General features: G+C 43.7%; 15 protein-coding genes. 2 read left to right on the top strand and 13 right to left on the bottom strand.

All coding sequences use genetic code 11. The features are described 5' to 3' along the window. Positions 1–249 precede the first annotated feature (249 nt). The 4 genes from FZD51_RS02740 to FZD51_RS02725 form a co-directional block, all read right to left on the bottom strand. Entirely contained in the window at positions 250–1485 is a 1236-nt protein-coding gene (locus FZD51_RS02740) for a cation:proton antiporter (protein ID WP_148973373.1), read from the bottom strand. Positions 1486–1789: 304 nt separating this feature from the next. After that, positions 1790–2215: an ASCH domain-containing protein gene (locus FZD51_RS02735; RefSeq protein ID WP_148973372.1), complete on the bottom strand. Its 426-nt coding sequence runs from the start codon at positions 2213–2215 to the stop codon at positions 1790–1792. 79 nt (positions 2216–2294) lie between these two features. After that, positions 2295–2924, bottom strand: a complete 630-nt coding sequence (locus tag FZD51_RS02730; protein WP_148973371.1) for an NUDIX hydrolase — start codon at positions 2922–2924, stop codon at positions 2295–2297. A gap of 110 nt (positions 2925–3034) precedes the next feature. Continuing rightward, positions 3035–4240 (bottom strand): DUF418 domain-containing protein, encoded by a 1206-nt coding sequence (locus FZD51_RS02725; RefSeq protein WP_148973370.1) that lies wholly within the window; start codon positions 4238–4240, stop codon positions 3035–3037. A 176-nt stretch (positions 4241–4416) separates the two neighbouring features. On the opposite strand from FZD51_RS02725, the gene FZD51_RS02720 reads away from it, so the two are divergent. After that, complete coding sequence (locus FZD51_RS02720) at positions 4417–5127, top strand: response regulator transcription factor (protein WP_148973369.1); 711 nt, start codon at positions 4417–4419, stop codon at positions 5125–5127. Next, positions 5124–6899 carry a sensor histidine kinase gene (locus FZD51_RS02715; RefSeq protein WP_148973368.1) on the top strand — a complete coding sequence of 592 codons (1776 nt, stop codon included), beginning with the start codon at positions 5124–5126 and terminating at the stop codon, positions 6897–6899. The genes FZD51_RS02720 and FZD51_RS02715 overlap by 4 nt, the downstream gene beginning before the upstream one ends. A gap of 456 nt (positions 6900–7355) precedes the next feature. Here FZD51_RS02715 and FZD51_RS02710 read toward each other — a convergent pair whose 3' ends face one another. From FZD51_RS02710 to FZD51_RS02670, 9 genes are all read right to left on the bottom strand, one after another. Next, positions 7356–7745: an HIT family protein gene (locus tag FZD51_RS02710; protein WP_420886207.1), complete on the bottom strand. Its 390-nt coding sequence runs from the start codon at positions 7743–7745 to the stop codon at positions 7356–7358. Between the two features lie 171 nt (positions 7746–7916). Further along, positions 7917–8300 carry a hypothetical protein gene (locus FZD51_RS02705; RefSeq protein ID WP_148973366.1) on the bottom strand — a complete coding sequence of 128 codons (384 nt, stop codon included), beginning with the start codon at positions 8298–8300 and terminating at the stop codon, positions 7917–7919. Between the two features lie 498 nt (positions 8301–8798). Further along, positions 8799–9365 carry a dihydrofolate reductase family protein gene (locus tag FZD51_RS02700; RefSeq protein ID WP_148973690.1) on the bottom strand — a complete coding sequence of 189 codons (567 nt, stop codon included), beginning with the start codon at positions 9363–9365 and terminating at the stop codon, positions 8799–8801. A gap of 146 nt (positions 9366–9511) precedes the next feature. Continuing rightward, positions 9512–10033: a YfiT family bacillithiol transferase gene (locus tag FZD51_RS02695; protein WP_187445627.1), complete on the bottom strand. Its 522-nt coding sequence runs from the start codon at positions 10031–10033 to the stop codon at positions 9512–9514. Between the two features lie 192 nt (positions 10034–10225). Then, a complete protein-coding gene (locus FZD51_RS02690) occupies positions 10226–10795 on the bottom strand; it encodes a dienelactone hydrolase family protein (protein ID WP_148973364.1) in 570 nt (189 codons plus the stop codon). Positions 10796–11279: 484 nt separating this feature from the next. Then, entirely contained in the window at positions 11280–12059 is a 780-nt protein-coding gene (locus FZD51_RS02685; protein WP_148973363.1) for an ABC transporter permease, read from the bottom strand. Continuing rightward, complete coding sequence (locus FZD51_RS02680) at positions 12056–12961, bottom strand: ABC transporter ATP-binding protein (RefSeq protein ID WP_148973362.1); 906 nt, start codon at positions 12959–12961, stop codon at positions 12056–12058. Before FZD51_RS02680 ends, FZD51_RS02685 begins: the two co-directional genes overlap by 4 nt. Next, positions 12961–13164: a PLDc N-terminal domain-containing protein gene (locus tag FZD51_RS02675; protein WP_148973361.1), complete on the bottom strand. Its 204-nt coding sequence runs from the start codon at positions 13162–13164 to the stop codon at positions 12961–12963. Before FZD51_RS02675 ends, FZD51_RS02680 begins: the two co-directional genes overlap by 1 nt. A 183-nt stretch (positions 13165–13347) precedes the next feature. Further along, positions 13348–13899: a GNAT family N-acetyltransferase gene (locus tag FZD51_RS02670; protein WP_148973360.1), complete on the bottom strand. Its 552-nt coding sequence runs from the start codon at positions 13897–13899 to the stop codon at positions 13348–13350. Between the last annotated feature and the right edge of the window lie 18 nt (positions 13900–13917).

The following is a 13917-nucleotide window of genomic DNA, read 5'->3' as shown; positions in this document are numbered from 1 at the left end:
GGCTGAGGTCCCGGTCAGACAAAGCTGGAGCAATCCCGCCTTTGTTTTTCCCGGAATTTTGCCCTGCCTGGATGTATATTCCCCCATGCACTTTTTACAGTGTAAAGCATGAAGGATGGCAGAGGCAATTTTAATTTCCTTTCCTTATAAAAGAAAGATAAATCGCATAACTTCCAGACCTTTTTAAAGATCCATCGGTATTCCTTCACCAGCCAAAAAATCCATCCAGCATGCTGAATGGATTTCAGGTCAATGTTTATCATCATCAGGGACAGCCTTTATCCCGAGCTTCTGAATAATCGGCTTAATCGTGAGCCCCTGGACGATCAGAGAGAACAGAACCACACTGAAAGCAAGGAGCAGGACTGTATCCCTGCCTGCAAAAGAAGGCGGAAGGCTCAATGCAAGGGCAATCGACAGGCTTCCCTTCAGCCCTCCCCAGTTCAGCAGGATTTTATATTTTCCGGAGAAGTCCTTCACAAAAGCAAGGCTGCTGTACAGGGCAATTGTTCGGCCTGCCAGTACAATGACAATGGCGAGGACAATCGTCCACCAGTTATTGATAAAGCTGATATTTTTGATTTCCAGGCCGATCATCAGGAAAATCAGAGAATTCGCGATCAGGGTGATCACATCCCAGAAAGAGCTGATATTAGTCTTCGTTGTCTCGGACATGCCGATCCTTGCGCCATAATTCCCGAAAATGACCCCTCCGACCACTACAGCGATAACACCTGATACCTCCAGATGCTCTGCGATAAAATAGCTGCCGAAGAACAGCAGGATCGAAAACGCAATTTCGAGCGGGTAGTCATCATAAATGCGGATGATCTGTGAGAAAATATAGCCCAGCAAGGTCCCAAGCAGGGCTCCGCCTATACTGAATTTGATGAACAGCCAAACGCCGCTTGCAATCCCGGCCCAGCCCATTTCTATGTACGTAAGCAGGTAGATGGAGGATATCTGGAACAATACCACGGCCACACCATCATTGAGGAGAGACTCCCCTTCTATAATCGTGACCAGTTTTTTGGGCACGCCCAATGTTTTGAATATTGATATAACACTGATCGGGTCTGTTGCGCTCATCAGGGAAGCAAACGTAAAGGATAAAACCAGCGGAAGATCCAGCAGATAATAGGAGCCCAGGCCTATAATAATGAATGACAGAAAGGTTCCCCCAAAGGCAAGCGCCAAAATCGGCCTCCTCACCTGCTTTACATGGGAAAACGGCATTTTTATGGAAGCATCGCCCAGCAGGATGGGAAGAAATAAAGAAATGATGATGGCCTGAAAAATATGCGATTGTGTTATGAATTGCTCTGCTTCTTCAAGAAGCGGTATATGGGTAAGCCCCAGAATCAGCCCCACCAGTACAAGTGCGATAGAATAAGGCTGTTTTGCCAGTTTGGCAATAGCGATGACTGTTACAGAAATAGCAAGCAAGAATAAGATTTGTATAAATACCTCGTCAAAATGATGCACAGAAAAATTCCCCTTTCTGACCTTGCAGCGGCAAGCATTTGGCAGATGCCCTGCCATTAGCCTTTACCTCAATATGGCAGCAGAAAACCACCTATTGAAAAAGGATGCCGCTATAGCCCAAGTATCCCTTCCGGGAGCGGTTTTCATGCACAGGGAAGAGCACACATTATACGTTATAAAGGATTTTCAGCTTTTACCGCACGTACAATTAAAAAATTTTGGATGTCACCTCTTTTTTCAGGAATAGGGTATTTTAAAAATGCCGCCTAGACAGCCTTTTCCTCCTTAAATAGAAAAACCCGCCCTAAAGCGGGTATTCCCACAAGCCCAGCCGGCCTTTGGCAGGGATAGCCTCTTTCAGGATTTCCATGCTGCTGACCTGCCAGGCATAGCAGCCGATCCGGTAATCGCCCAGATAGAGCTCCTGCCCGGATATAATCAGCCCATTTTCAAGCACGGCCCCTGACTCGGAGTGATCTATGACTTTAAAGCAATCCACCAGGGTGCAGACTGCTATGATCTGCCCGGCAGGGAGATTTTCTTCTGAATACCCATGCCTGCCCAGAAGCTCCGACACATTCTTTCGCCGGCAAGCTTTCACATCGATTTTCTGGCTGGTATGGATGGCTAATGCTCCTCTGTAGGCGGTTTTCCATGTTCTCGTTTCATATTCTGCCTCCCGCAGGGCAAACAGGCTGGCCCAGGGCTGCTTCATCGTTAATACCTTCACTCTCAATCCTCCCCTCATGCTATCTATCTATAGTCTGCTATCTCGGGAGAATTTATGTTTTGAGGAGCGGACCGGTCTGCTACATCAAATCAAGCCGCTGCGAGATGCCTTTAATGACTTCCTGGTAGTAAGATCGGTCATGCGGTACGAAATCTCCGATTGCTGCTTCCTTCTCCAAATAAACTTTCTCGCCGGCACTGCCGATCTCAAAGCCTTCCATCTGCACCTTGCCGTCCTCGCCTTCCCAAAGCTTCTTAAAGCTGTCCCATTCGATCCGGTAAATACCGGCTACTTCCTCCTGCTGCAGCTCATACTCGCTGAATGGCTGGGTGCATTCGTAGAGGAAGACATTTGCCATTTCTTTATCAATGAAGTTCTCTTTTTCAATGATATATCTAATGATTCCGAGCGGAGAAAGCTCTTCTATATCGACATCGATCCCGATTTCCTCCTTGATCTCCCTCACGCCATCCTCAACGGTTTCCTCAGCCAGCAGATGCCCGGCTGCCGTAATATCCAGAAGGTCCGGATAATCTTTTTTCTCTTTGCTTCTCAGCTGTACATATATATAAACCTTGTCCTCTTCCCGCTGAATGAACCAGCAGTGAAAAGCTTCATGCCAAAAGCCCTGCCGGTGCACATCCTTCCTGGTGGCCGTCCCGATCTGCTTTCCTTCCTCATCGAATATTTTCAAAAGCTCCTGCTCCATATGATCTCTCCTCTGCTTGTTAAATTGCAGTCCTTAGAGTTATTCTCCCACAAGCAGGAAAATCCTGCATGGCAAAAAGCCCCGGAAGGTTTGCCTCCCAGGGCTTTTCACTATTGAGCATTAGCCAGCCTTTCTCTGTCTTCTTTAGCCTTCTTCGTCTTAGGTCTCCCGGATAAGGAAAAATAGGTCCACATCCGCATGATTTTTTCAAACGGGCCGGTACGGAACAGCTTTAGATAGAAATAGCTTCCTGCAAGCTGGACGCTGTAGATCGCCACGGTCAGCAGGATGCCTGCCAGTACGCCCAGCTTGCCGAACATTCCCAGGCCATAGCCATAGAAAACAGTGGTGCAGATAACAGACTGCAATAGATAATTGCTCAGTGAAAGCCGTCCTACACTTTCAAAAGCCCTGAACAGGACGGCGCTTCCTTTCACCGCGTACAGCCAGGCAAAAAGGAAGATATAGCCGAGTGATAAAATATTTCCTCCAAACATATACAGAACACCGGTCCAGCCTGTTCCCGGCATCATGAGCGGCGAAGCCTTCAGCAGGATTCCAGCTCCGGTAAGGATGCCTCCCCAAAGCATGTATCTGCTCTTATTCCGGCCGATTTCATGGAAAGAGCGGCGCCTGGCAGCATACATGCCAAACAGGAATAATGGCGCTGTGATGAATGGCATGGCCAGCATCATGAAAAGGTAAAAAGAGTCCGGCATCCCGAACGGATCGGCATTGTTGCGATGATTGGAAATTTCGCTGTAGGTTCCTGTCCCATATATTTTAATAGTATCTGCGACATACTCATCCATCCTCTTTGCCTCATCCGCCGGGACGGCAGAGTCCATGCCATAGCCCATAAAGGAAGCAAGAATCAGCAGCACCATTCCCCATACAAGGAGGGTTTTCTTTTTCCGGTTCAGGAAGAGCAGCAGAAAGAAGCCCATGATTCCATAAGAAAAAAGAATATCGCCCTCCCATAGAAGACCGCTGTGCATGCCTCCCAACACGAGGAGAAGGAAAAACCTCCGCACCAGATGCCTTCTATATTTCAAACCTTTTTCTTCAAGCCCCTCTTTCAGCTTGATCAATGAATAGCCGAATAAAAAAGTGAAAATCGGCATGAAGCTGCTCTCAACAAAAACCTTCAAAAACTCATGCAGGAAGCTATCCAGCCCTGAATGTGAAAATGCCTCCATCTCATCTTTCCCAAACATTCCGTATTGAAAAATCAGCATATTAGCTGCCAGGATACCCAACAGGCTAAAGCCCCTCATTCCATCAATTACGTGAATCCGCTTATTTTCCCCGTCCATTTTCATACTCCCTTATCTGCTTCCCTTTCAATAGGAAGCTCATATTCTACCCCCCAGTATAATCCGCCTCTATTTCCCTGGGAGAAACAGAAGTTTACTTTCTGATAAACTTTTGGAAAAGTTGTTAATATGCTCGTAAGGTTTCTGTGCTACGATAATGACCGAGGTGGGCAAAAGTGGAAAATGCAGAAATTTTATTAGTAGATGATGAGAAATCAATTGTTAAATTAATGGAGACTGTTCTGAGAAAAGAAGGATTCAGCTCTATACATACAGCTTATACAGCAGAAGAGGCGCTTGAGTGTGTTTCCCGGCACCCCATTGATATCGTCGTGCTTGATGTCATGCTTCCCGGACAGAGCGGCTTCGATATCTGCCCGAAAATCAGGGAAATCTCTAATGCTTATATTCTTTTTTTAACAGCGCGTGTCTCTGACCTTGATGTGCTGACTGGATTTGCGATCGGGGGGGACGATTATATTACCAAGCCCTTCAACCCGCTTGAAATCGCGGCGAGGATCAAGGCAAGGCTCCGGCGGGATCAGGCTCCTTCCCCTGCTTTAAAAGAGGCTGGCAGAAAACATGATTTCGGGCGTTTTATCCTGGACGAAGAGGCAGGGGACCTGATTGTCGAGGGAAAGGCCGTACAGACGCCTGCCCAGGTATTTCTCCTTCTGCAGTATTTGTGCCAGCATCCGAACACCGTCATCTCAAAAACGCAGATGCTGGAAGCCGTGTGGGGCTTTGACAGCTTTGTCGATGACAATACCGTTACTGTACATATCCGGAGAATCCGGGAAAGAATCGAGAAAGATCCGAGCCATCCGGAACTGCTTGTGACCGTGCGCGGGCTGGGGTACAAGCTGGTGAAGGGGAAAAAAGGATGAAGTCGCTCAGGCGCAGGCTGGCCCTTCACTTCTCTCTTCAGTTCATCTCCATCATGGTGTTTGTCGCGATTTTTTCTCTGGTGCTTCTATTTGTGCTGCTGATGCATTTAAACAGAGAAGAAATGAAGCAAAATTGGCCCGCCGGTGCCCTGGAAGGCATTACGATCGATACGCTGATTGAGGAGAACAAGGCCACCATCAGTGATGCCTGGAAACATCAGCTCGAAGAACGGAATCTCTGGGTGCAGGTTGTTGATATGGAAGGAGAGGTCATCGGGTCTGAAAATACGCCTGAACTCCTGCCTGACTCCTACTCGGTCAGCGAGATTCTCCAGATTGAAAAAACGAACCAATATGAAGGGTTTTATGTATATTCCGAGGTCGACACCACTTTTAAAGATCCTTATTTTTATATGCTCGGCTATGAAAACAATGAGCTGGAAAGCCTCCAGCGCTGGTTTTCACAGTATTCCAGCAGCGGCAGGCTCTCTGATGAAAACCTGAAGAAGCTGGAAAGTGAATTAGAACCATTGGAAGGCTCCATCCATGTGGTAAACCAGGAAGGGAAAATTGTCCAATCCGCCGGGTCTGAAATAATAAAAGAAGACTATAAGCCGCTCGATGTGCTTGTCAGGACAAAATCACCGGGAAAATTTGAAACCCATACAACGATCTTCAATGATCCGGAATCGGATTTCACTTGGATCATGCATACCCCCAGGCAAGAGGCAGAGCCTGAAGGCTTTGCGTTTCTTACAGAGGTAATGAGGGTCATCGTTATCCTCGCAGCTGTCCTGCTTGCCTTGACCATAGGCATTTCGTTCTGGCATGGCTTCCGGTATGGCCAGCCTCTCCTTCTGTTCACCGGCTGGCTGGAAAGGATGGGCTACGGAAATTACGAGGAAGTGCTGACAGAAAAAGAGCGCAAAAAAGTCTTCCGGAAAAATGGGAAGGTTCGGCTGAGATACAAGCTTTATAAAGAAGTGATTGGGGCCTTTTATGAAATGGCCGAAAAGCTTTCTGCCTCAGACAAGGAAAGGGACCGGCTTGAAAAAACACGTGAAGAATGGATGACCGGCATTTCCCATGATCTCCGGACACCCCTTTCCACGATCCAGGGCTATGCCCATTTGCTTGAAAGCGGACAGTACCGCTGGACCGAAGAAGAGCTTCTGGACATGGGCAAAATGATCAGGGAAAAAGGAGATTATATGACGGCCCTGATCGAGGACTTCTCCCTGGCCTTCCAGCTCAAAAACCAGTCGCTCCCCCATCAGCTGAAGCCTGCCGATCTGAATGAACTTGTGCGCGGCATCATGCTGAAATTTGTCAACGACCGCACCCTTGAGGATATTCCCTTTAACTTTGAAGGTGCCAGTACAGATCTATTTATACATGCAGATTTACGCTGGTTTGAGCGGATGCTCGATAACCTTATCTATAACTGCATCAAGCACAATCCAAAGGGCACAAGCATTACCGCCTCAGTCAGCAGACAGGGCGAATCGGCCATTGTCACCATCTCTGACAACGGTACAGGTATGGACGAAGAAACAGTACGGCACCTTTTTGACCGCTACTTCCGCGGCACAAGCACCGATGAACAGACAGAAGGCGCCGGCCTCGGCATGAGCATCGCCCGTGCCATCGCCGAGCTGCATGGGGGCAGTATTCAAGTCTCTTCTATCAAACATCGGGGGACTGTTTTCAGGCTGAAGTTTCCTTTGGCAGAGGGGCCTGAGCAAGAAGGCTGGCTGGAGGGGCTGGCATAGACCAGTAAAGTGGCTGGGGCATGATCTAAGCATTTTGAAAGATTGTGAGAATGCAAAACAGGAAATTGTATTATAATAAAAAAAACACGGTTGGCTTTACGCCCGGCCGTGTTTTTTGTTAATGGGTTGTTTGACTTATGCATCCGATGTTTCCCCGCCCAGGCATAAAAGAGCGGACCTTCCCAATCCTGAATGAGGGAATCAGTGACAGGTTGAAAAATAAGCGGAGGAATTCCCTCTAATTTCAAAAAACCTCTAAAAATAGCTCAAATAGACGGAGAAATTCCGTCTATCGACTCAAAAAACAGGAAAATGAACAACTTTGCTCCTCTTAACCGGAAATTTTCCGCTTATTTACATCCCCCCATGCCATATTCAGCAGCCTAACGGGAGAATCTCCTCTTATTTTAAGGCTTGCTGGTCACTCAAATAAGGATAGGACTTCCTGTTCGTTTTTTACATACTGTTTATACCATTGATTATTACCTTTCTTGTCTTAGATAAGCCAACTTCATCTACTGCAACTTCTTCAGTTTTTTCTGAATAAAAGTTAGCGAAGTTTTGTCCTTCATATCTCGGTACAATGTGCATATGAAAGTGAGTCAGTTCGTCAAAACTGCCTCCATTTTGACAAACGGTAATACCATCAGGATTAAACACTTCCTTAATTACCTTTGAAAGAAGCCCTGCAGCCTTCATAATTGAAGTGGCAGTGTTTTCATCGAGTTCATCAAAATACCTTACATGTTTTCTAGGTAATATTAAGATATGCCCTTCGTTAAATGGGTCATGGTCCAAGAAGCAGCAAACATAGTCATCCTCCCAAACTACATTAACTGGTTCCATTTTATTTGCTAACTTACAACCGAAACATTTCACATTAAACACTGCCTTTTGTTTATTTACTTTTGTGTTATTCAGCTAAATTCCCCGATTATTTTATAAGCAGTTCAACAAAAAAGCGGTTAATTCTGCCTGGTTCAACGCACAAGATAGTTTAATAAAAACCTCTTAAGATTATTTAAAATCAGCCGGGATTTTAACGAGAACATAATTCCCAGTCCACATTTGAGTGGTGGCAATCAATCTCCTTCCGTCTTTCTCAAAAAACAGACCAGCACCATCTTTTTCTTTAAATTCCCATCCATTTGAACGAATCATTTGTTTTATATTTTCATCAGCAATCGATTTACCTCTGTTCTTACTGCTTGTGATATACCAAGCAGAATCGCCTTCTACTGCAATTTCAGCTATTTTATTTTCCGATTCTTTTAATTTTTCAATTGCTTCTTTTGCCGATACATTCTTAATTGGAAGAGAGGGATAGTGCAATTTATTTACGAAGAAGAACACAGCTATAATAATTATCGCTATACCAAATATTAATCCAGCCTTTTTCATCTAATTTCCACCTTATTGGGTTCAATTCAAGATATTTTATAGACTGTTAGTACTTAACTCCGAGATGCAGCCCAAGAATAAAGTTATTCCCAAATGCTTTTTTTACTTTTATTTCTAAATAAAAACATGAGAATGCCACCTATTGTGAAATAGATGAAAGCCAAAAATCCGTTAACTAATTCGTATCCAATTAAAAGAACTGTACTTGTAGTCATAAGCACACCAATCCATCTAAATATAAATCTAATCATTTTTTACCACGACTCCATTTCCTCCACCAAATTAAATAATAGATAAGAAAAGATTAGAATCACGATAAAATATAAAGGTATTCTCCATCGCATTCATCCCCGTCCACTTCTATTTATAGTAATCCTATTTATGAGTTCGATTTTAAGGCTAAACTCTCCTGCCCTGTGTTTGTAAAATAAAAAGGCCCCCGGGACAGACCCCATGGCCCACAACCTCAAAACGTGCCAAGGGACCTGTCCCCTTGGCTTACTCATCAAGCTGATAACATAGTTGAACTACCCCGGAAGAAAACTTTTTCGTTTCAGCAAGTTTTAGATTTACCCGTTGCTTAATGTCAGTAAAAAGGGTTTTTCCTTCTCCCAGAACAACAGGATGAACAGACAATCTAAATTTATCTACAAGCTTTAGGTTTATAAAGGTTGTTATTAGACTTGCCCCGCCATAGAGCCAAATGTCTTTCCCAGGCTCGTTCTTTAATTTGATTATTTCTTCCTTAATATCTTCATTTATAAATATAACGTTATTTTCGGAATTATTTAGTGCTCTTGAAAACACGTATTTCTTTTTACTGTGGATTAATTCCCAAGCTTCTTTTTCAGTATCAGATACTTCAGTATCGGGTATATACTGACCCCATAAATCATAACTTTTTCTTCCATATAAGATAGTATCGATTTCATTTAAGAAGTTATTGAAGTCCATATCAGGATCCATTATGCACCAGTCCACTTCTCCTTTTGGCCCTTCAATAAATCCATCTAAAGTAACTGCCAAATCTAATATTATTTTTCTTGGCCTTTGGTATAAAACCATCATTTATCCTCCTTTTGATAACCAGCATAAAAACTATCCTTCTTCAGCCATCCTTTGGCAATTATTAACCTTTATTTAGGATTCTTCAAGTCGATTAAGACGCTGCTTACACCCCTGCATCAGTACCTGCCATGCTTATTTTTCCATTACCAGCCCTCACGATTACACAAAGACGTAATATGTGCAAGATGGTGGCGCCCGTGCCAAGCGTATATTCCTATATTTTTACCTACTGTAACTTCACCAGAGTCTGGGTGGATAAACGTCTTTTCTAAATCAGCTGGACTTAGGCTCCGCAAAAGGTCTGTCCAACGTTTGTGCAGTGCTTCGAGCAAAGTTAATGACATATCAATTGGCAGATTATAATCAGACAGTTCCGCCCACTTCGTTTCATCATATGGTTTAATGATAGGTGTTTTTTCTGTAAGAGCCAATTTAAAGCGCACGCAGGCATTCATATGACTATCTGCAAGGTGATGTATGACTTGCCGAACAGTCCACCCGCCTGAACGATAAGGTGTATCAAGCTGTTCATCATCTAAGTCCTTTACAGCATCCCGCAGCAATCTTGGTAAAATTTCAATTTCATATATCCAATCCCTTGTAACGCTGTTAGTAATCTCACCATCGTAATGAAAATTGCCAATTGGATATTTCAAATCCATCAGCTATTCCCTCCTCTTATAGTCCCTTGATTTTTTAGACTAACTAAATAGTTCAGTTTAAAATATGTAGTTCTACATCAATTCATATAATTCCTTGCATCTATTTGTTATTCAACTAACCAGCTCTATAGCCAAATAAGAAAAGCTGCCTGGTTTGGCAGCTAGCTCAAGCTCTGGTGATTTTTTTGTTAGCAACTATGCGAGAAAGTCGAGAACCCTCTTGATCACAAGTTTCGTCGCGACAGCATCGTAAGACGGTAAGCTGCTGTCGGTGAATAGATGTTCCCTTCCTTCGTACAGAAAAAGTTCAGCATGATCAGCCGAAGCCACAAGCTCACGGGCCGCGTCGATGTCACCGTCTTCAACGAAGAAAGGATCTGCACTCATGGCGTGAACTTGCACAGGCAAGCCGGACGGCCACCCTGATTCGAACACTGAGGTCGGAAGGCATGCATGAAAAAACAGTGCCCCTCTAGCACCTTCACGAGTTTGAGCGAGCTGCTGTGCTGCCGGGACACCGAGTGAAAAACCGGCATAGACAAGATTACGTGAAAGCTCGCTGGCTGCCCGAACGCCGCGCGCCGTCACTTCTTCAAATCCGATTTCCTTCACAAATGCCAAGCCTTCCTCCAGCGAGGTAAACACGCGCCCGTCAAATAAATCCGGCACGTGAACCGTATGCCCCGCATCTCTCAGTTGATCGGCGATTGCTTCAATCCCCTTCGTTCGGCCTACAACATGGTGTAACAACAAAACCTCTGCCATCGTTTCCGCCCCCAAATAATTGAATTTCATATGTCTAGCTTCGACAAGAACATCTGTTTGACCTGCAAGAACTTTAAAATTTAGATATATTCACCTTAATAAAGCTCAGCCTTTATGCCGCCCCAAGAATAAAGTTATTCCCAAATGCTTTTTTTACTTTTATTTCTAAATAAAAACATGAGTATGCCACCTATTGTGAAATATATGAAAGCCAAAAATCCGTTAACTATTTCGTATCCATTTAAAAGAACTGTACTTGTAGTCATAAGCACACCAATCCATCATTCCCCACCACTTCTATATATAGCAACCCTATTAATGAGTTCGATTTTAAGGCTAAACTCTCCTGCCCTGTGTTTGTTAAATAATAAAAGCTGCCATATTGGCAGCTGATTTAAACAAGCTATTTATAGTTTCACAGGCCCCCGGGACAGACCCCATGGCCCACAACCTCAAAACGAGCCAAGGGACCTGTCCCCTTGGCTCATTCCAAAAGCTCTTTGCGCTTAAAGATTTGTATGGATAAGATGAGAACGACGATAATAATTGCAATAGTTGTAATGAAAGCCGGCAGGAAACTGGAATCCAGTTCTCCTGACAGCAGGACCTGTCCTGTGTGCTCTGTCATTGCAGCCGGACTCCATTTCATATACTTATCCAGTAAGCTTGTAACCGCCGAAATGGCAAAAACCACTAAAATAGTGACAAAAGCGATGCCTGCATTTCCTTTCATGATCGTGCTGAAAAACAGCGTCAGTGTAACAACAAAAACTAACCATATGCTGTAAATCGCGGCACTTTGAAATACCTGACCTACAGCGACTGTTCCAATGAGTATCTTCGTATAATACCAGGAAGCTGCATATCCGATAAACAAGGAAAAAAGTGTAATTGTCAGTAATCCGGCCCATTTCGATAATATATACGAGGAATAAGGAACTGGTTTAATCATCACCATACCCGCTGCCCCGCTCTGTCTTTCTGCAGATACGATACCCATTGCACTCAATACAAGAATAAGTACACCAAGCATCCCATAATTGGATAGAACCGCCATTAATACTTCTCCACCAGTTGGAACAGGCATTTCCAGGATTGTACCTTCTGGAAGACCGCCAAAGGTATCTAAAATTTCCGGCATATAGTATGAACTGACCGGCTGCATCACACCCAGCAAAATAAAGACAATGGGAATCCATAAAATTTTATAATTCCGCTTCATTTCCAGCATTTCCTTACGATAAAGAACAGTCCATTGTGTCATGACTTCACCACTTTCAAAAATAAATCCTCTAATGTCGTCTGGGAAACCTCGAACTTTCGGATCGGAAGTTTTCTGTCCACGATATCTTTCAATAATGTTTGCTTCCCATTTACCATATCATTTAATACAATGCTGGATTTATTACCCTGGATGTTCACTTCAGATACAAAGCCATAACCTGCTATGCTCTTAAGCCATTCGGCTGCCTGTGATTCGAATTCAACTTGTATAATAGGCTGCCGAGACTCTGCCATTACACTTCCCAGGCTGCCTGATACCGCAATTTCCCCTGCATGCATGATGAGAATGTCGTCACTTATTTCTTCTGCATCGTGAAGGACATGCGTTGAGAAGAGAATGGTGGTTTCCTCTTTAATCTCCCTCATCATGTCCAATACCTCCCGCCTCCCAAGGGGGTCGAGTGCTGAAACAGGCTCATCTAAGATAAGCAGGCTTGGACGGTGAATGAGTGCCTGTGCCAATCCAAGGCGCTGCTTCATTCCGCCGGAATACCCCCTAATTCTTCTTTTCTTCGCATCCGTCAAACCCACCCGTTCAAGTAATTCTTCACTTCTTTTCTCCGCTTCTTTCCGAGTCAGCTTTGCTAATTGGCCTGTGAAAACAAGAAATTCCTTTCCGCTCATCCAATTAAAGAAAGCAGGATATTGAGGTAAATACCCAATGAACTGCCTTAAATCCTTTGCTTTCTCCCCTTTAAAATCAATGCTGCCTGAAGTCGGTTTCAGCAATCCAGATAGCATTTTCAATGTCGTTGTTTTTCCTGCTCCATTAGGTCCAAGTAATGACACGCACCTGCCTTCTTCAATATGAAAATTGATTCCTTTAACAGCACTCGTGTTTCCGTATCTTTTCACTAAATCGCTTGCCTTTAATAAATCCATCAATCATTTCTCCTTCCAACCACAAAATAAAGCACTGGTCCTATGATGTTGATCAAGAGAATAATAAGGATCCACAGCCATTTTGGTCCGTTCGTTTTTTCTTCTCTAATGCAGGAAACTAATGCGGCAACCATCAGTATTAGCTGCAAGACAAGAATGGGCGCAACCACTTCCCATGGGATTGCATTTAACAGTTCATTCATTTTCTTCTCCACCCCAATTGTTTTTTTACTTTTAATACGATTACGATCGTCGAATCGTTCACTCACGAAAAAAAATCTCAGGGATTTGATCCTGAGATTTTTCTTTTACACTTTAGACACTCATATGCTTCTTCACCTAAACTGCTGGGTGTATCAAATATGAACCTTATTACATCTATTATTCTAATTAGATTGAAACACCATAACTGGTCCGTTCCAAAGATTGCTTTCCAATATTTCCTCATGGTAAGAAGAATCTTGTGTAAACTCAGCAATCACCTTTTTCCAAAAAGCATATGCAGGTTTATTTTCAGAGGTTTGCCTCACTTCCCAAGCACCTTTAAACTGTTCGAATATAGAAAAAGCAACATGCCTGCCAATGCCTCTACCTCTAAACTTTCGCATGATGAAAAAATCGCTTATTACGTTTGTTTTTTCCCTGTTGCTTAATTTAGTGAAATCTCTTGGTACATCAAGGATGACTATTAATTTAGTGAAATCTCTTGGTACATCAAGGATGACTAATACGAACCCTGCTATTTCCCCATCAACTTTAACGATAAATGGACGTCGGTACTCTTCTGTCCATTGATGGTCCAGGTATTTATATGAATATAAACCATGCTGACTTAAAATATGGCCCTCAAACTCACTGCTGTCATAACGATATAACTGAATCAGATTAGATAGAACCGTTTTATCTTCATAAGGACAAAGCGATAATGTTACGGTCATTTGATATCCTCCCGTGGT

The organism is Bacillus infantis (genome assembly GCF_008180445.1).
Taxonomy (GTDB): domain Bacteria; phylum Bacillota; class Bacilli; order Bacillales; family Cytobacillaceae; genus Bacillus_AB; species Bacillus_AB infantis_B.
Note: the sequence above shows the minus strand (reverse complement) of the source record. Positions and strands in the feature narration are given on the sequence as shown.